Source organism: Rhizobium sp. 42MFCr.1 (genome assembly GCF_000377185.1).
GTDB lineage: Bacteria > Pseudomonadota > Alphaproteobacteria > Rhizobiales > Rhizobiaceae > Rhizobium > Rhizobium altiplani.
Map to the genome: position 1 here is coordinate 131,160 of NZ_KB897824.1, position 16,666 is coordinate 147,825.

The following is a 16,666-nucleotide window of genomic DNA, read 5'->3' on the forward strand; positions in this document are numbered from 1 at the left end:
ACACAGCCGCGCAAAAGCTTAGGCTGCGATATCGACGACACCGCAATCGCCGGCTTCGGAAGCGAAGGCCAGCAGCTTGCCGTTCTTGCTCCAGCTCATCGACGTGATCGCGCCTTTGCCGGGTCGGCGCAGCAGCGCTTCCTTGCTGTCGGCAATGCGGACGGCGAGGATCATGCCGTCGATGAAGCCGATCGCCAGGATGTCTTCGACAGGGTGGAACTTCACTGAGGTCGCCATGATGTTGGCGCGGGTGCCGAGCTCGAGCGGCGCTTTGCCCATCGGGCCGTCTTTGCCCTGGAATGGCCAGACGATCGCAGCCGGCGCACCTGACGAGGCAAGCCACTTGCCCTTCGCGGACCACGAGAGAGACTTCACCTTGGCGGGGTAGCCGGTCATGCGCATGTGCCGGGCTTCAGCGCCGGCCTTGCTGTCGAGCTTCCATCCGTGCAGTGCGTTCTCCTGCATCGTCGTGACGAGGAAGTTGCCGTCAGGCGAGAAGGTGACGCCGGTATGGGCGCCCTTCCATTCGAGGTCGACCGGCTTGGCAGCGGTGCCGACCCAATGCAGCGACACGCCGTTGTAGCGCGCGGCGGCAATGCGCATGCCCTTGGGCGCGAAGGCGAGGCCCTCGACGGTCCGCTCTTCGGTAAATTCCTTGGTCGTGCCGTCGGCGAGGCGCACGAGAGCGCTCTTGCCGTAGGAGTAGGCGACGGCGCCCTGCGGGCCGGCGGCAAGCTGGGAAATCCATTTGCGCGGCGCGTTTGCAAGCTCGGTCACCCCGGCATCGGCTCCGATGCGCAGCACCTTGCCGTCCTCACCGCCGGAAATCAGGCTTTCGCTATACGGGTCGCGGATGCAGCTCAGCATGCCCTGATGGGCCTCGGTCACCTTCTCGCCGCCGTCGAGGCGGTGGATGGTGCCGGCGGCATTGGCGAAGAAGGGGGTGTCACCTAAAAATTCGACGGCCAGGATATGGCCGTCGAGATCAAACGGGGCAACTGTGGGCATCAGGCCGCCGCCTCGCACGCCTTGAAGGAAGCTTCGAGCTTTTCGTGATCAAGTTCGCGGCCGATGAAGACGAGACGGGTCTCATGCTTCTCGCCGTCCTTCCAAGGGCGCTGGTGGTCACCTTCGATGATCATGTGGACACCCTGAACGACGTAGCGTTCGGGATCGTCCTTAAAGGCGATGATGCCCTTGAGGCGCAGGATATTCGGCCCCTGAGTCTGCGTGATCTTCTGGATCCAGGGGAAGAAGCGTTCCGGGTTCATTTCGCCGCCACGCAGCGAGACCGACTGCACCGTCACGTCATGGATCGGCGACATGGCGCCATGATGATGGTGATCATGATCATGGTCATGGTGGTGATGGTCATGATCGTGGTCGTGATCATGCGCATGATGATGATGGTGGTCGTGGTCGCAATCCGGACCGCAGACGTGATCGTCATGGTCATGATCAAGAAAGTGCGGATCGTTCTCCAGCGCGCGCTCCAGGTTGAAAGCCCCCTGATCGAGAACGCGGGCCAGATCGACGCCCGAGCGGCTGGTCTTGTAGACGCGGGCCGAGGGATTGATGGCGTGAACGATATCCTCGATCTGCGCCAGCTCTTCCGGCGTGACGAGGTCGGTCTTGTTAATCAGGACGACGTCGGCAAAGGCGATCTGGTCTTCGGCCTCGCGGCTGTCCTTCAGGCGCAGCGGCAGATGCTTGGCGTCGACGAGAGCGACAACCGCGTCGAGTTCCGTCTTGGCGCGCACGTCGTCATCCATGAAGAAGGTCTGGGCGACCGGCACAGGATCTGCAAGGCCCGTCGTTTCAACGATGATGCCGTCGAAACGGCCGGGGCGGCGCATCAGGCCTTCGACAACGCGGATCAGGTCGCCGCGCACGGTGCAACAGACGCAGCCATTGTTCATCTCGTAGATCTCTTCGTCGGATTCGACAATGAGGTCATTGTCGATGCCGATCTCGCCGAACTCGTTGACGATGACCGCATATTTCTTGCCGTGGTTCTCCGACAGGATGCGGTTGAGCAAGGTCGTCTTGCCGGCGCCGAGGTAGCCGGTGAGAACGGTAACGGGGATAGGCTTCTGCTGGGTGGGGATCGCGTCGGTCATAAGAACCTCGAGAGATGGCACGCCCGGGGGCGGGGCTGAAAATTCGTCGGTCTCATATAAGGAGTTGCGGGCGGCAGTTCAAAGGGTTTTGTATGTTATAAGATCACATCGCACCGGCGATGGTTTCAATCGAGCTCCGCCGCGTCGAATGCATCGACGTCCTGCAGCAGTTCGGCCAGCCCCCTCACGGACTGCGCAATCAGCGCCTCGCCCTTCTCCGCCGTCGCCAGCGACGCGTTGCCCGCCACGCCCGATGGGCTAAGGTCAGACATTTTCCATCCGAAGGCGTGCGGGCCATAGGCACGCAGATGCTTGAAGCGGGCAGCGAAATCCGACTGTCGGGACGGGAAGTCTGCAGCCTTGGTCATGTCGACCTTATCCGGGTGAAGCGCCAGCATCACCGACGTCTCGATGTCGCCGCCGTGGATGTCGATCGCCTTTGCCTCGGGCGAGATGACATCGGCGGGAACGCCGAAGCGCGTCCAACTCGTGGCGACGGCGAGCATGTTGAACCGGACGCGGGCCTCCGTCGCAACGATCGTCATCAGCGGTGAGTTGCCGCCATGGGCATTCAACATCACCAACTTGCGAATGCCCATGTCCGAGAGCCTCCGGGCAATGCCGAGCCAGCGTTGGATGGCCTCTCCATATGTCAGCGTTTGCGTACCCTTCACGTCCATGTGCTCGATCGAATAGCCGACTGTTTCTGTCGGCAGAAACGTGACCGGCGAGGCGGCGGGAATTGCAGCCTTGAGCCGGGCAACGATGCCGGCTGCAATCAATGCGTCGGTGTCGAAGGGCAGGTGAGGTCCGTGTTGCTCGTGGGCGCCAAGCGGCAGGATTGCGATCCACCGACTGCGGTCCGAGGGGGAGAGATTCGGATCGTTGTGTTCGAAGTCGCGAGAAGGCACATACATCCGGCTAAGCCCTCTTGTTTATGACGAGATGATGCGCAATGTGATAGCGCAGCGTTCTCAATGCTTATCGCATAAGCCCTTAAACCAAAATCGATTTAGGGGAGATGATTATGAATGTTCCGGCTCCCTTGCAAGGCGAGGGATGCGCAACACGGCAAAGTCAAAGGAATCGCGATGGGGAAGAAGCACAAGGACGGTAAGAAGCAGAAATCCAAGAAGAAGGACCAGACCGAATATACGGTTGTAGATCTTTCGCCGGCTTTGACACAGGCGGCCCGCTCGATGCGCACCGTGCTGTCTCGCAACCTGCTTGAAAGCGGTCTCTATGCCGGCCAGGACGGCGTGATTTTGCTGCTCGCGGAAACCGACGGGATGACGGCAGGCGGGTTGGCACAGAAGCTCGGCGTCAAGGCGCCAACCATGACGCGCACGATCGGGCGCATGGAAGCCCAAGGCTTCCTCGAACGCAAGCCGGATGCCGACGATGCCCGCCTGACCAAGGTCTATCTGACTGAACTCGGTCGCGGCAGCGTCAAGGCAATCGAAATGGCGTCCTCGGCGTGCGACAGCATGGCCACCCAGGAGTTCTCCGAGAAGGAAATCCGCAATCTTGTCCGTCTGTTGAAGGCAATCGACGGCAACTTGCAGTCCGCCGCCATCCCTCTCGATGAGCCTGAGGAAATCTGACAGATTTGTGAAATTACGAATTGCTTCGTTGCGTTTAATCTTTTAATTAAACATTTTAATAGTGCTCGACTCTTGAAATGGTTGGGCGCAAGGACAACCGCGCGTTGCCTGGGGAGGACACGTGGCTCAAAAGATAAAGCTTTCGACGATCGCCGAAACGCTCGGCATTTCCACAGCAACCGTATCTCTTGCCTTACGTGACAGCCCGCTCGTGGCTGGTGCCACCCGGGACAAAATCAAGGAACAGGCCCGCGCACTCGGCTATATCTATAACCGCCGCGCCGCCAGCCTGCGTACGTCCCGCTCTGGCATCATCGGTGTCGTCGTCCACGACATCATGAACCCGTTCTATGGCGAAATCCTGAAGGCGATCGAAAGCGAGCTCGATCGCAGTCGGCACACCTTCATTCTGTCGAACCATTACGACTCCGTCGAAAAGCAGCGCACCTTCATCGAAACGCTGCTGCAGCTCGGTGGGGACGGTGTCATAATGTCCCCGGCGATCGGTACGCCGCCGGAGGATATGCAGCTTGCGGAAGACAACGGCATGCCGGCGATCCTGGTGGCCCGCTCGCTGGACGGATTGGACCTTCCGACCTATCGCGGCGACGACAGCTACGGCATTTCGCTCGCCACCAACCATTTGATCGGCCTTGGCCATCGCTCGATCGCCATGATCGGCGGTACCGACCAGACGTCGACGGGACGCGATCGCTATCAGGGCTACGTCAATGCGCTGCGCAAGGCCGGCATCGACGTTGATCCGGGTCTACGCATTCCCGGTCCGCGCTCGATGCAGGGTGGTTTCGAAGCGGCGGTGCATTTCCTGTCGCTGCCGCAAAAGCCGACGGCGGCGGTCTGCTGGAACGATCTCGTCGCGATCGGCCTGATGAACGGCATTTCCCGCGCCGGTCTCGTTCCCGGCAAGGACATTTCCGTCACCGGCTATGACGACCTCGAGGAAGCGTCAATATCGATGCCGGCGCTGACCACCGTCTGGAATGGCCAGGCGGAAGTCGGACGCCTTGCTGCCCGCGCGCTTCTCGATCGACTGGCGGGCAGCCACGAGCCCGACGGCATCCATCTGATCAAGCCCGAGATGCGCATCCGCCAGTCGACCAGCCCCTACCGACCGCGCCCGTAGCAAGCCAAGAGGAAGTGCCATGTCCCGCATCGCCGTTCTCGTTCCCGGGAAGATACACGAACGCGTCCTGACGCGCCTGAAGGAGAGCTTCGACGTTGTCGAAGCCAATCCCTCGACGCTTGACGCGGAGGCCGCTGGAAAGATTCGCGGTGTCGCCGTTTCCGGCACATTTGATTCGGCAGCAATCGACAGTCTTCCGAAGGTCGAACTGATCTCCAGCTTCGGTGTCGGCTATGACGGCGTCGATGCCAAGCATGCGGCAACCAAGGGTATCATCGTCACGAACACGCCCGATGTGCTGAACGACGAGGTCGCCGATACGGCGATCGGACTGCTCCTCAACGCGGTGCGAGAGCTTCCTCGTGCCGAGAACTGGCTGCGGGCCGGCAACTGGAAGCCCGGGCAGAACTATCCGCTGTCGCGCTTCTCCCTGAAGGGGCGGCATGTCGGGATCTATGGCCTTGGCCGCATCGGCCAGGAGATCGCCAAGCGCCTTGAACCGTTCAAGGTGAAGATCAGCTATCATACTCGCACGCGCCATGCCACCGCGCCCTATGGCTACTACCCGTCGCTGAAGGACCTTGCGGAAGCCGTCGACACGCTGATCTCCATCGTCCCGAAGACGCAGCAGACGCACAAGACGATCAATGCCGACATTCTTTCGGCGCTCGGCCCCGACGGCGTGTTCATCAATGTCGGGCGCGGGTGGACTGTTGACGAAGAAGCGCTTGCAGCGGCACTGAAGGCGGGAACGATCGGCGCGGCCGGCCTCGACGTCTTCTACAACGAACCGAACGTGCCGGCTTCGCTGCTCGATCTTCCGAACGCCGTGCTCCTGCCGCACCTCGCCTCAGGCTCGGTGCCGACGCGCAATGCGATGGCGGATCTGGTGGTTGACAATCTCGTTGAGTGGTTCGGGAAGGGCCGGCCGCTGACGCCAGTTCCGGAAACACCAGCGAAGGGCTGATTATCTCAATCTCGGGCCGGGATGAGGCGCGCACGCGGACAGACCGTCGGCCTCACCCCAGTCTACTGTGCCTGGCTACTTGGCGACGTGCCAGACGCCGCCGACGCCATCGCCTGTCATATCGCCGGGCTTCTTGTCTCCGGCGAACGTGTAAAGTGGCTTACCTTCGTATGCCCACATTTCCTTGCCGTCGGCCGCCTTGACGAGTGTCCATTCGCCTTCGGCCTTGGCCTTGGCGGCGGCGTGGAAGGCTGGCCACTTCTTCAGGCAAGCCTCGTCGCAGTTCGATTTGCCCATGGCGTCCTTGTCGAACGTGTAGAGCGTCATGCCTTTGGCGTTTGCCAGGATCTTGCCCATCTTCGTATCGACCATTTTGGCCGGTTCCGCCGCAAACGCCGCAAAGGCGGTTGCAGCCAACAGGCCGGCAGAGACGATCAGCGTTTTCATGGTTACCTCCTGTTCAGGAGTGCCAGCGGGATGCTGGTAGCGCCCGATGTGAGCAAGAAACGTTCCTGCGACTTGGCGGTTCCATGGTCTCGCTGACAGCGGTGCGCATTCGGATTTGTTTTACTCGATCGCACGCAACGCGCATCTTTCTGCTGGAAGCGCCCAGGGCATTGTTCGCGTATGCGTTGAAAAGTGTGGTCAGCTATTGCAGAACTTTCGAATGGGGAAATCTCCCTATCAGATGGCTGCTGCTGCAAACTGTCTTGCCAAACCCAGGGTGGATCGCAATCCGATGAATGAAATGCGACGCAAGCTGACGACCATCTTCTCGGCCGATGTCCAAGACTATACGCGGCTGATGGGCGCCGACGAGGAGGGTACCCTTGCCATGCTGAAGTGGTCGCGCGATGCGATGTCGCGGCTGATCGGCGCGCATGGCGGTCGGGTGATCAATACCTGGGGCGACGGCCTAATCGCGGAATTTCCGAGCGTCGTCGAAGCGGTGCGCGCTGCCATCGATGTCCAGAACGAACTCGTCGGAATAAACGCCGCCCGGCCGGCGGAAGGACGCATGCTCTATCGGATCGGCATCAATCTCGGCGATGTCATCGCCGAGGGTGACGACCTCTACGGCGACGGCGTCAATATCGCCGCCAGGCTTCAGGCTTCCGCAGCAGCGGGCGGCATCGTGATCTCCAACACAGTCTACGACCAGGTCCGCAACAAGGTCGCCGTCGGCTTCGATTTTCTCGGGCCACTGACGGTGAAGAACGTTAGCGAGGCCGTGCCGAGCTATGCTGTGCGGATCGGAGACGACGTGTCCACGACGCCCGCACCACCCGCTCGCCCGTTGCCGGCGGCTGCGGCGCCTGCGCCGGGGCGCCCCCTTGCACCGAGGGTGCGGAAGATTGGCGGGGTGTTCGCGGTTGTCGCGATCGCGTTGGTCGTGATCAATCTTTTGACGTGGCAGGGCGAGTTCTGGGCCGTCTGGCCGCTCCTCGGCCTTGCCTTCGTCGCTGCGATGGCCTGGAACCGGAATCAGAGCCGCTTCGACCAGCGTCTTGCCGGCTTGGCCGTTATCGGCATTGGTATCGTTATCATCAACTTGCTGACATGGCACGGGGTGTTCTGGGCGATGTGGCCGCTGCTGGGCCTGGCGGTCGCCGTCGGCCTGCGGTGGGCGATGCGAAGGTAAACGCAGGAGCTCCTATCCGCCGTGCTCGGATGGGACAAATTGATTCGACTGCCTGCGGTCGCTGTGATCCACTCGCCAAGTTTTATTGCCAATCTCGAAGTATCCAAACCAGGGAGCTGAACATGGGCAATACCTCTGTGCACAGCGAGACTGCGGCCAGGACCGCGGCAATGCGGACGGCCGCCATGAAGCTCGAGGTCATCGTCATCCCGGTCTCGGACGTCGACCGTGCCAAGCAGTTTTACAGCAATCTCGGTTGGCGGCTGGATGCCGATTTCGTCACGGGCGACGACTTCAGGGTCATTCAATTCACGCCTCCGGGCTCGCCCTGCTCCGTCATCTTCGGCAAGAACGTGACGGCGGCCGTGCCCGGCACGGCGCAGGGCCTCCATCTGATCGTTTCCGATGTCGAAGCCGCTCGTGCCGAGCTCGCCGAACGCGGCGTCGCGCTGAGTGATGTCTTCCACGATGCCGGTGGCGTCTTCCATCATGCCGGCGAAAATGCACGCGTGAGAGGTCCGCATCCCCAGCGCAAGAGCTACGGCTCGTTTGCTTCATTCAGCGATCCGGATGGAAACGGCTGGCTGTTTCAGGAGATCACGACCCGACTGCCTGGGCGCATAGATGCTGATGAAACGATGTATTCGTCTGCCAGCGATCTCGCCGCGGCCTTGCGCCGTGCGGAAGCCGCTCATGGAGAACATGAGAAGCGCATCGGCAAGCGCGATGAAGACTGGCCGACCTGGTATGCGGAATACATGGTTCGCGAACAGGCGGGCAAGCCGCTGTCATCGTAGGTTTTCACCGTGCAGCCATAAAGGGCCGCGCAACTGGCAGGCCAATCAGGCGGGGGTTTTTTCCGCCGCCTTGGCGAGCTTGCCTGCCGCGTAATCCCTGACCGCATCGCCGAAAGCAGAGAAGATCTGGTTGGACGGCTTGTCGGTCTCGGCCCAGTACTCCGGGTGCCACTGGACGCCGACCGCAAAGGCCGGGGCATCGATCACGGACACGGCCTCGATCGTGCCGTCCTCGGCGACGGCCTCGACCTGCAGGCGCGGCGCGGTCTTGGCGATCGCCTGGCGATGCAGTGAGTTCACCCTGATCTCGCCGGGGCCGACGATACCTGCGATGCAGGAGCCTTCCTTGACGAAGACGCTTTGGCGGATCGCGTACTTGCCGTCACGGTCTACCTCGGCCGGGGTGCGATGATCCCATATGCCTGGCTGGTCCTGGATTTCGCTGGCAAGCGTGCCGCCCATTGCGACGTTGAGTTCCTGAATGCCGCGGCAGATTGCGAGCAAGGGAATGGCGCGGTCGATGGCACGGCGGATCAACGGCAGAGCGGTGGCGTCACGGGCGATATCGAAGGGGCCGTCGGCATCGGTCGCCGTTGCCCCATAGTAAGACGGGTGGACGTTGCTGGCCGAACCGGAGACGAGAACGCCATCGACGCGGTCCAGAATCGCGTCGGTTCCGTATCCTTCCTCGAAGGCCGGAATGATGAAGGCCATGACACCGGCGGCATTGAGTGCCGCGCGCACATACTGATGCTGGACGGCGTGCCATGTGGCACCGTCGAAGGTGCGGATATCGGCAGGAACGGCGACGATCGGCTTCGTCATTTTAACCCCGGTCGGAAGATGGAATTGGTGTATTGAGAGAGCCGAGAACGGCCCGGAAGTCAACGTCTCGGCGCAATCGCGGGCGGAATTACGGCAGTCGTGGCCGCCGGCTCCGGCAAATTACCGCTAACCTGCTGATTCTCATGGAAATGCACTTCGCCGCCATATTGCCGTTGTGATGCCAAAGACTAATGGCACAGTGCTTGAAACACGGTCGCCACCGTGCTTAGCTTCCCGCCATTGCTGCGGGTAGAGACGAGGGTTCGCCTCGCAGTGCCATCTATACGGGAGGTTTTTGATGGATCGTCGTTCATTCATGAAGAAGGCAGGAACCGCCGGCGCCGGCGCCGTTGCTGCTGCGGGTGCACTGGCAGCACCCGCCATTGCACAAGAGAACCCTAAAATTTCGTGGCGCATGACGTCGTCGTTCCCGAAGAGCCTCGATACGATCTATGGCGCTGCGGATGACATTGCCAAGCACCTTGCCGCGGCAACCGACGGCAACTTCACCATTCAGCCTTTTGCGGCCGGCGAAATCATTCCGGGCCTGCAGGCCGCCGATGCCGTCAGCGCCGGCACGGTCGAGGCCGCGCACACGTGCTCCTATTACTTTGTTGGCAAGGATCCGACTTACGCGATCGGCACTGCCATTCCATTCGGTCTGAACGGACGCCTGACCAATGCCTGGTTCTACGAAGGCAACGGCAACACGCTGATGAATGAGTTTTACGCCACGCAGGGCATCTATGGCCTGCCGGCCGGCAACACGGGCGCCCAGATGGGCGGCTGGTTCCGGAAGGAGATCAATACGCTTGACGACTTGAAGGGCGTCAAGATGCGTATTGCCGGTCTTGCCGGCCAGGTCATCAGCAAGGTTGGCGTCATTCCGCAGCAGATCGCCGGCGGCGATATTTATCCGGCCCTTGAAAAGGGCACGATCGACGCTTCAGAATTCGTCGGTCCCTATGACGACCTGAAGCTCGGCCTGCACAAGGTCGCGAAGTACTACTATTACCCCGGCTGGTGGGAAGGCGGCCCGACGGTCCACGCCTTCTTCAACCTCGAAAAGTGGAACAGCCTGCCTAAGCACTATCAGGCGGCACTGACCGATGCCTGCGCCTTTGCCAACACAAACATGATGGCAAAGTACGATGTGAAGAACCCCACGGCACTCAAGCAGTTGGTGGCGGAGGGCGCCACGCTTCGTCCCTTCAGCCAGGAAATCATGGAAGCCTGCTTCCAGGCTGCCCTCGGGATCTACGCCGAGATTTCGGCCTCGAACCCGTATTTCAAGAAGATCTACGAGGATCAGACCGCGTTCAAGCGCGATGCGTATCTCTGGGCGCAGCTGTCGGAGTACACCTTCGACACGTTCATGATGATCCAGCAGCGCGCCGGCAAGATTTGACCGACAGTCCAGTTCGGACAAAGAAAAAGCCCCGGATTTTGGTCCGGGGCTTTTTGTTGTCAGTTTATCTTCGGGGGCTGGCTGAGGTCCGTTGCAGGCGGCGCGGGCGTTGCGGGTGCCGGCGCGGGCGGCTGGCCGGGCAGGCCGTTCATCGGCGGCAAGCTCAGTCCGGGCATTTGCGGTGGGCCGCCGCCCGGGGCTCCCAGCGGGGGCAGCGACAAGCCGTTGCCGCCGAAGCCCGGCACTTCGATCTTGATCGAGTTCGGATCGACTTTCGGTCCCTTGTCCAGCCAATACGTTACCGATTGTGGCCAGAAGATCACGATCGCGACGAGGACCAGCTGCATGCAGACCCAGGGCAGGGCGCCCATGTAGATGTCCGACGTCTTGACGCTGCGATCGGCAATGGAGCGCAGGTAGAAAAGCGCGAAGCCGAAGGGCGGGTGCATGAAGCTCGTCTGCATGTTGACGCAGATCAGCACGCCGAACCAGATCAGGTCGATGCCGAGGGCTGAGGCGACCGGCGCCAGCATCGGAATGACGATGAAGGCGATCTCGAAGAAATCGAGGAAGAAGGCCAGCACGAAGATGAAGATGTTGACGAAGATCAGGAAGCCGACCGGGCCGCCGGGGATGCCCGACAGCATGTGTTCGATCCAGCGCGAGCCGTCCATGCCTTGGAAGACCAGGCTGAAACAGGTCGAGCCGATCAGGATCATCACCACCATCGAGGTGATGTGCATGGTGGAGCGCATGGCCTCCTGCATCAGCGGCCAGGTGAGGCGGCGGTGCATGGCGGCAAGCACCATTGCGCCGACAACACCGAGCGCACCGGCTTCGGTGGGGGTTGCGAGCCCCATGAAGATCGTGCCGAGAACCAGGAAGATCAGCACGATCGACGGGATCATCCCGGACAATACCCGCAGGAGCAGCGCCCAGTTGAAGTCGCCCCGCACTTCTTTCGGCAGCGGCGGCATAGAGGCCGGCTTCAGGATCGACAGGATCAGGATATAGCCCATGAAGATCGCGACCTGCAGGATCGAGGGGCCGATGGCGCCGAGATACATGTCGCCGACCGATTTGCCGAGCTGGTCGGCAAGGACGACCAGCACCAGGGACGGCGGAATGACCTGGGTAATGGTGCCGGAGGCGGCAATGACGCCGGTGGCCAGCCTCGGGCTGTAGCCGTAACGCAGCATGATCGGCAGCGAGATTACACCCATGGTGATGACGGATGCCGCAACGGTGCCGGTGATGGCGCCAAGCACGGCGCCGACGAGGATTACCGCGTAGGCAAGGCCGCCGGGAACGCGGCCGAACAGCTTGCCTGTTCCCTCGAGCAGATCTTCAGCCAGTCCGCAGCGCTCCAGTATGGCGCCCATGAAGGTGAAGAAGGGGATGGCGAGCAGTAGGTCGTTGGAAACGATCCCGAAGAAGCGCAGCGGCAGGGCCTGCAGGAAGGCCTCGGTGAAATGTCCCGTGGCGATGCCGATGATGCCGAAGAACAGGCCGACGGCAGCCAGCGAAAAGGCGACCGGAAAGCCGTAGAGCATGAATAGAACCATGCCCACGAACATCGCCGGCGGAATAATGCCGAAATCAAACAATGGTGTTCCTCCGGTCCGGCTTACTGCAGCGGTTTTTCGTATTTCGTATCGATCAGGATGTAGCCGGTCAGGGCGGCGATCCGCTTGATCAACTCGGAGATCCCCTGAAGCGACAGCAGCCCGAAGCCGAGAACGAGGATGAACTTGACCGGCCAGCGGATCAGGCCGCCGGCATTGGCAGAGATCTCATGCTGTTGGTAAGAGGACAGGAAAAAGGGCCAGCAGAGCCAGGTCAGGAAGATGCAGGCCGGGATCAGGAAGACGATGAGGCCGATGATATCGATCCAGATCCTCGCTTTGTCGGAAACGGAGCCGTAGATGAGGTCGACGCGTACATGTTCGTTCATACGCAGCGTGTGTGCTGCACCGAGCACAACGATGAAGGCGAAGAGATACCATTGGATCTCGAGCCAGCCGTTGGAGCTATAGTTGAACGAGTAACGGATGAGTGCATTGGCGGCGCTGATCAGGCAGCAGAGCAGCACCATGTATTCGGACAGTTTGCCCATGAATTGGCTGACCGCATCGATCAGCCGGCTGACCGTCAGCAAAGCCGGCATGCCTTTCCCCCTTTTTATCGTGCCTGTTTCGACACGTTCTCCTCTCTGGATTGGTAGACTAGGGTGTTTCAAATTGGAAGATTAAAGGGGGCGTGTTGGAATATAGTCTTATGCGAAGCGCACGCCGCAGGCACTGCCGACGACTCCCTGGCACTGCCGACAATCGAGCATGGCAGGCCCGGAATCAAAGATCTCCTTGTAGCTGCGTAAACCTTTATGAAACCAGGATTTTCGCGTTATGGTTTTAAAAAATTCAACCAAATCTATGGTTTGGACGAAATCAATTTTTAAAGGGTTCGCAGTAAGGTCTCGCCGCACAGGAAAAGCATGGATGAAGCCACATAACCCGGGCAGGGTTCCAACGGATGTGTATCTGTCGTTTGTGAGTTCCCTTTCTGGGAACCGCATGACGTTGCTCGTCGGTGTTATCGTTCACGCGGCGACTTGCCTCGCAATCGCCGCCAAGACGCAGTCTTTCCTGTATCTCATCCTCGCCGCTGCCTTCGTCCTTGTGTTCGGCGGACGCATGGCGATCTTCTGGCAGTTCGATCGCGTCGACAAAGAAAGACTCTCGTACGCCGGAATCCAGCATTGGGAGCGAATTCTCGTGGCCGGCGCTGCCGGCACCACGACACTCCTGGGCATTGCCAGCGGTTATGCCATATTCTTCTTGGGCGATGGTTTTGCGGAGCTCGCCTGCATTGCCGTGACCATGGCCACCATGGTTTCCGTCGTCGGCCGCAACTACGGTTCGCGCATGGCGATCGACCTGCAGACCTTCTCTTGTTGCCTGCCGATGATCATCTGCAGCCTGATGGCGCTGGACTTCTATCGTGGAATCCTGTCGATTTTTCTCATCCCATTCTGGCTGACGACACGGGCGATGGCCAACGGGGTGCGCGAGTTTCTCTACGAGAATGTCATTGCGCGCCGGGAAATCACCGTGATCGCCGACCGTTTCGATACAGCGCTCAATAACATGCCGCATGGCCTCGTCATGGTCGATCCCGAAAACCGTATCCAGGTGATCAACCGCAAGGCCTGCGAACTTCTGAAGATCGGCGACCCCGAGCGCTTGAAGGAGCGCGACCTCAGCGCGGTCCTGCGTTACGGCGCCCGCTACAGCTTTATGGATTCCACGCAGCCGGAGCTCATCCTCCGCCAGATGACCCAGGTCGCCGATGGCAAGCTGTCACGCATGCTCATCCATTTTCCCGAGGATCTGTCGCTTGAATTCTCCGCAAGCCGCCGGCCTGATGGCGGCGCGGTGCTGATCTTCGAAGACGTGTCCAGCCGCGTGAAGGCAGAGCAGAAGATCTTGCACATGGTTCGATTCGATGCTCTGACCGGGTTGCCGAACCGCGAGTATTTCAGCCATCTCGTGCAGGACTATCTGAACAAGCACCCGAAAAAACGCGGGCCTGTTGCGTTCATGGTGCTTGATATCGACGAGTTCAAACACGTCAACGACATGCGCGGCCATATCACCGGCGACCATCTTCTCTGCGCTATCGCCAACCGCATCGAGGAGCAGGCGCGCAAGGCCATCGTCGGCCGTCTGATGGGTGACCAGTTCATCCTGTTCTTCCCGCATGCGAAGGATATGGAAGCGCTGGACGCAGAAGTTCGTCGTTTGCATGCTGCCATCCAAGGCAACTACGAAGCCGATGACGTGACCTTCTTGGTTTCGCTGAGCGGTGGCTTTGCGCTTCTTGAAAGCGATGCCTTCGCGATGGAAGAGTGGAGCATCAAAGCCGACCTGGCATTGTTCGAAAGCAAGTCGAAACAGCGCGGCGGTATTGCAAGCTTCGAGCGCGAGATGGATGGCCGCTACATCGAGCAGCAGAAGCTCAAGGCCGATCTGCGCGAAGCGGTCGGGATGCAGGGGCTCAGCATTGCCTACCAGCCGATGTTCAAGGCCGACGGCTCGCGTATTGAATGCGCCGAAGCGCTTGCTCGCTGGGTGCATCCGGAAAAGGGTGCCATTCCGCCCGACGTGTTCATCCGCCTGGCGGAAGAGATGGGCATCATCTCGGACATCACACGCTTCATCCTGATGAAGGCCTGCGCAGATTGTATGACTTGGCCCGAGCATATCGCGGTCTCGGTGAACCTTTCCGCCAGAGATCTGCGGGATGCAGACATTCTTTCCGCGGTTTCCGAAGCACTGAGCGCCTCGGGTCTGGGGCCCGAGCGACTGCATCTCGAAATCACCGAGAGTTGCTTGATCGACGAGCCGGCCGCTGTGCGCGCCATCCTGGCGGACCTGCGGGCGCGCGGCATCACGATCGCCATCGATGATTTCGGCACGGGTTTCTCGAGCCTCAGTTACCTCGACACGCTTCCGCTTGATATCGTCAAGATCGACCGGTCCTTCCTGCGAAACATCGTCGAGGACGACCGCCGCCTCAAACTGCTGCGCGGTACCGTCAATCTGGCGCGTGAACTTGGCCTCAAGATCGTCACCGAAGGTGTAGAGACGACCGAGCAGTTGGCCCTTCTCAACAAGTATCGTGCGACCGATCTCGTGCAGGGCTATGTTTTCTCGCCGGCCGTTCCGGCGCAAAATATCGCGATCCTTTCGCAGAGCCTTGCGGGCGGCCCCACCCCGCGCCGCCGCCCTAAGGTAGCCTGAATCTCAAATTTTCAGCTTGTGGAAGCGGCCCATGCCGCTCCGTTCCCTGGCGAACGCCGTTAACCTTAACAATTCAAATATAACGCAAATTATCGTTGGTTCCTTGCCGTCGGCTGTTTTTTCGGATGATTAATGAATTATTAACCGATCAGCCGAGGAACCATGGTGGATACTCCTGTAACAACGAGCGATTTCAGTAATAAGCTTCTTGGAATTCTAGATCATATTGAATACCGCCGCATGGAAAGCAGCGAGGACATGATCGAGGTGGAGCGCCTGCGCTACAAGGCTTACAAGGCCCATGACGTGCTGGCACTGGCTCCGAAGGGACTGTTGGACGCGACCGATTTCGACAGTCACGCGCATGTCTTCGGTATTTATTATTACGGCGAGTTGGTCAGCACGATACGGCTCCATTATGTTACACCTGAGCATCGCGTCAGCCAGTCCGCGGGTGCCTTTCCGTGGGCGATGGACGCGCTGCTCGATGCCGGGCTGACACTGATCGATCCGGCGCGGTTTGCCGCCGATCCTGATCTGACGGCCGATCTGCCTTGGATTCCCTATCTGACGTTGAGACCCAGTATCGTCGCGGCCGCATACTTCCGCGCGGACCGCGTCCTTCAGTTCTGCCGGCCTCCGCATGCCGCATTCTACAAGCGGGTCTTCTATGCCGATACGATCGTGCCCGGTCAGCTGGCAAAGAACTACGGAATCGACATGACGTTGATGGCAACGAACGTGATTGAAGTGGGGCGCAAGCTGCTGACGCGCTATCCGTTCTTTATCTCCAGCGCCAGCGAACAGCGCATGATGTTCTCGCGCATTCCGGAGGACACGCTGCCGCCCCTCACGATCATCCCCACAGCTCGCTTCGTGCCGAACGGTCAGCTTGGGACGGATCTCCCCCTCTGATCTGCGATGCATCGCGAAATGGAGAGTGTCGCACCAACTGCGGCATTCTCCTGCATTGCGCTTTTCCCAGGCTTTGTGTAATGCCTGACAAGGGAATTTCCAGGCGCAAGCCTTGGGAAATAATGGCATTCGTGGCCGCGTCTCAAACCGGCCAGGCATTTTGAGGGAGACGATATTCATGGCTGAGCATCACACCGGACCTGCAGAAGTCGGCGCGCCGATGGACTATAAGGAACACGAGCAGACCTACCTCATGTTCCTTGCCGCTGCTAAGTACGGCACGCTGTTTCTCGTCGCTCTCCTGCTTGGCATGACGGCTGGCTTCTTCACCGGTGCTGGCTTCCTCGGCGGCCTCGTTGTCCTGCTAATCGTCTTCATCGCCGGCCTCGTTCTGCTGCGTTAAGCGCGGCGCGGGGAGGGCGCTTTTCCAAGCTTTGACTGA

Annotated in this window: 16 protein-coding genes; 9 read left to right on the plus strand and 7 right to left on the minus strand. The window is 60.2% G+C overall.

What is annotated here, in order from left to right; genetic code table 11:
* Nucleotides 1-18 precede the first annotated feature (18 nt).
* The 3 genes from C934_RS0109900 to C934_RS0109910 all read right to left on the minus strand — a co-directional run bounded on the left by C934_RS0109900 (nt 19) and on the right by C934_RS0109910 (nt 3,037).
* Nucleotides 19-1,008 (minus strand): WD40 repeat domain-containing protein, encoded by a 990-nt coding sequence (locus tag C934_RS0109900; RefSeq protein WP_026371715.1) that lies wholly within the window; start codon nt 1,006-1,008, stop codon nt 19-21.
* Entirely contained in the window at nt 1,008-2,120 is a 1,113-nt protein-coding gene (locus tag C934_RS0109905) for a CobW family GTP-binding protein (protein WP_018856564.1), read from the minus strand. Before C934_RS0109905 ends, C934_RS0109900 begins: the two co-directional genes overlap by 1 nt.
* A 125-nt stretch (nt 2,121-2,245) precedes the next feature.
* Nucleotides 2,246-3,037 carry a creatininase family protein gene (locus C934_RS0109910; RefSeq protein ID WP_018856565.1) on the minus strand — a complete coding sequence of 264 codons (792 nt, stop codon included), beginning with the start codon at nt 3,035-3,037 and terminating at the stop codon, nt 2,246-2,248.
* A gap of 174 nt (nt 3,038-3,211) precedes the next feature.
* Here C934_RS0109910 and C934_RS0109915 point away from each other — a divergent pair, with 174 nt between their 5' ends.
* The 3 genes from C934_RS0109915 to C934_RS0109925 all read left to right on the plus strand — a co-directional run bounded on the left by C934_RS0109915 (nt 3,212) and on the right by C934_RS0109925 (nt 5,835).
* Nucleotides 3,212-3,724 carry a MarR family winged helix-turn-helix transcriptional regulator gene (locus C934_RS0109915; protein WP_026371716.1) on the plus strand — a complete coding sequence of 171 codons (513 nt, stop codon included), beginning with the start codon at nt 3,212-3,214 and terminating at the stop codon, nt 3,722-3,724.
* A 121-nt stretch (nt 3,725-3,845) separates the two neighbouring features.
* Nucleotides 3,846-4,868, plus strand: a complete 1,023-nt coding sequence (locus C934_RS0109920) for a LacI family DNA-binding transcriptional regulator (protein WP_018856567.1) — start codon at nt 3,846-3,848, stop codon at nt 4,866-4,868.
* Nucleotides 4,869-4,887: 19 nt separating this feature from the next.
* Nucleotides 4,888-5,835 (plus strand): 2-hydroxyacid dehydrogenase, encoded by a 948-nt coding sequence (locus C934_RS0109925; protein WP_018856568.1) that lies wholly within the window; start codon nt 4,888-4,890, stop codon nt 5,833-5,835.
* Nucleotides 5,836-5,910: 75 nt separating this feature from the next.
* Here the strand turns inward: C934_RS0109925 and C934_RS0109930 are convergent, their stop codons facing one another.
* Nucleotides 5,911-6,282 (minus strand): COG4315 family predicted lipoprotein, encoded by a 372-nt coding sequence (locus C934_RS0109930; protein ID WP_018856569.1) that lies wholly within the window; start codon nt 6,280-6,282, stop codon nt 5,911-5,913.
* Nucleotides 6,283-6,574: 292 nt separating this feature from the next.
* Between C934_RS0109930 and C934_RS0109935 the strand changes: the two genes are divergently transcribed.
* Nucleotides 6,575-7,477, plus strand: a complete 903-nt coding sequence (locus C934_RS0109935; protein ID WP_026371717.1) for an adenylate/guanylate cyclase domain-containing protein — start codon at nt 6,575-6,577, stop codon at nt 7,475-7,477.
* A gap of 122 nt (nt 7,478-7,599) precedes the next feature.
* Nucleotides 7,600-8,274, plus strand: a complete 675-nt coding sequence (locus tag C934_RS0109940) for a VOC family protein (protein WP_018856571.1) — start codon at nt 7,600-7,602, stop codon at nt 8,272-8,274.
* A gap of 45 nt (nt 8,275-8,319) precedes the next feature.
* Here the strand turns inward: C934_RS0109940 and C934_RS0109945 are convergent, their stop codons facing one another.
* The gene (locus C934_RS0109945; protein ID WP_018856572.1) at nt 8,320-9,099 is read right to left on the minus strand and encodes a gamma-glutamyl-gamma-aminobutyrate hydrolase family protein; all 780 of its coding nucleotides are present in this window, start codon (nt 9,097-9,099) and stop codon (nt 8,320-8,322) included.
* A 298-nt stretch (nt 9,100-9,397) separates the two neighbouring features.
* Between C934_RS0109945 and C934_RS0109950 the strand changes: the two genes are divergently transcribed.
* Nucleotides 9,398-10,507 carry a TRAP transporter substrate-binding protein gene (locus C934_RS0109950; RefSeq protein WP_018856573.1) on the plus strand — a complete coding sequence of 370 codons (1,110 nt, stop codon included), beginning with the start codon at nt 9,398-9,400 and terminating at the stop codon, nt 10,505-10,507.
* A gap of 59 nt (nt 10,508-10,566) precedes the next feature.
* Here the strand turns inward: C934_RS0109950 and C934_RS0109955 are convergent, their stop codons facing one another.
* Nucleotides 10,567-12,114: a TRAP transporter large permease gene (locus tag C934_RS0109955; RefSeq protein WP_018856574.1), complete on the minus strand. Its 1,548-nt coding sequence runs from the start codon at nt 12,112-12,114 to the stop codon at nt 10,567-10,569.
* A 20-nt stretch (nt 12,115-12,134) separates the two neighbouring features.
* Nucleotides 12,135-12,674 (minus strand): TRAP transporter small permease subunit, encoded by a 540-nt coding sequence (locus C934_RS0109960; protein ID WP_018856575.1) that lies wholly within the window; start codon nt 12,672-12,674, stop codon nt 12,135-12,137.
* A 331-nt stretch (nt 12,675-13,005) separates the two neighbouring features.
* On the opposite strand from C934_RS0109960, the gene C934_RS0109965 reads away from it, so the two are divergent.
* The 3 genes from C934_RS0109965 to C934_RS0109975 all read left to right on the plus strand — a co-directional run bounded on the left by C934_RS0109965 (nt 13,006) and on the right by C934_RS0109975 (nt 16,627).
* Complete coding sequence (locus C934_RS0109965) at nt 13,006-15,309, plus strand: putative bifunctional diguanylate cyclase/phosphodiesterase (protein WP_026371718.1); 2,304 nt, start codon at nt 13,006-13,008, stop codon at nt 15,307-15,309.
* 162 nt (nt 15,310-15,471) lie between these two features.
* Nucleotides 15,472-16,224 (plus strand): N-acyl amino acid synthase FeeM domain-containing protein, encoded by a 753-nt coding sequence (locus tag C934_RS0109970; RefSeq protein ID WP_025658921.1) that lies wholly within the window; start codon nt 15,472-15,474, stop codon nt 16,222-16,224.
* A 178-nt stretch (nt 16,225-16,402) separates the two neighbouring features.
* The gene (locus C934_RS0109975; protein WP_018856578.1) at nt 16,403-16,627 is read left to right on the plus strand and encodes an aa3-type cytochrome c oxidase subunit IV; all 225 of its coding nucleotides are present in this window, start codon (nt 16,403-16,405) and stop codon (nt 16,625-16,627) included.
* Nucleotides 16,628-16,666: the final 39 nt, after the last annotated feature.

Bases quoted from the DNA above. Each gene is read 5' to 3' on its own strand.
- C934_RS0109900 (WP_026371715.1), bottom strand. From the start codon at position 1,008: ATGCCCACAGTTGCCCCGTTTGATCTCGACGGCCATATCCTGGCCGTC.
- C934_RS0109905 (WP_018856564.1), bottom strand. From the start codon at position 2,120: ATGACCGACGCGATCCCCACCCAGCAGAAGCCTATCCCCGTTACCGTT.
- C934_RS0109910 (WP_018856565.1), bottom strand. From the start codon at position 3,037: ATGTATGTGCCTTCTCGCGACTTCGAACACAACGATCCGAATCTCTCC.
- C934_RS0109915 (WP_026371716.1), top strand. From the start codon at position 3,212: ATGGGGAAGAAGCACAAGGACGGTAAGAAGCAGAAATCCAAGAAGAAG.
- C934_RS0109925 (WP_018856568.1), top strand. From the start codon at position 4,888: ATGTCCCGCATCGCCGTTCTCGTTCCCGGGAAGATACACGAACGCGTC.
- C934_RS0109930 (WP_018856569.1), bottom strand. From the start codon at position 6,282: ATGAAAACGCTGATCGTCTCTGCCGGCCTGTTGGCTGCAACCGCCTTT.
- C934_RS0109935 (WP_026371717.1), top strand. From the start codon at position 6,575: ATGAATGAAATGCGACGCAAGCTGACGACCATCTTCTCGGCCGATGTC.
- C934_RS0109940 (WP_018856571.1), top strand. From the start codon at position 7,600: ATGGGCAATACCTCTGTGCACAGCGAGACTGCGGCCAGGACCGCGGCA.
- C934_RS0109945 (WP_018856572.1), bottom strand. From the start codon at position 9,099: ATGACGAAGCCGATCGTCGCCGTTCCTGCCGATATCCGCACCTTCGAC.
- C934_RS0109950 (WP_018856573.1), top strand. From the start codon at position 9,398: ATGGATCGTCGTTCATTCATGAAGAAGGCAGGAACCGCCGGCGCCGGC.
- C934_RS0109960 (WP_018856575.1), bottom strand. From the start codon at position 12,674: ATGCCGGCTTTGCTGACGGTCAGCCGGCTGATCGATGCGGTCAGCCAA.
- C934_RS0109965 (WP_026371718.1), top strand. From the start codon at position 13,006: ATGAAGCCACATAACCCGGGCAGGGTTCCAACGGATGTGTATCTGTCG.
- C934_RS0109970 (WP_025658921.1), top strand. From the start codon at position 15,472: ATGGTGGATACTCCTGTAACAACGAGCGATTTCAGTAATAAGCTTCTT.
- C934_RS0109975 (WP_018856578.1), top strand. From the start codon at position 16,403: ATGGCTGAGCATCACACCGGACCTGCAGAAGTCGGCGCGCCGATGGAC.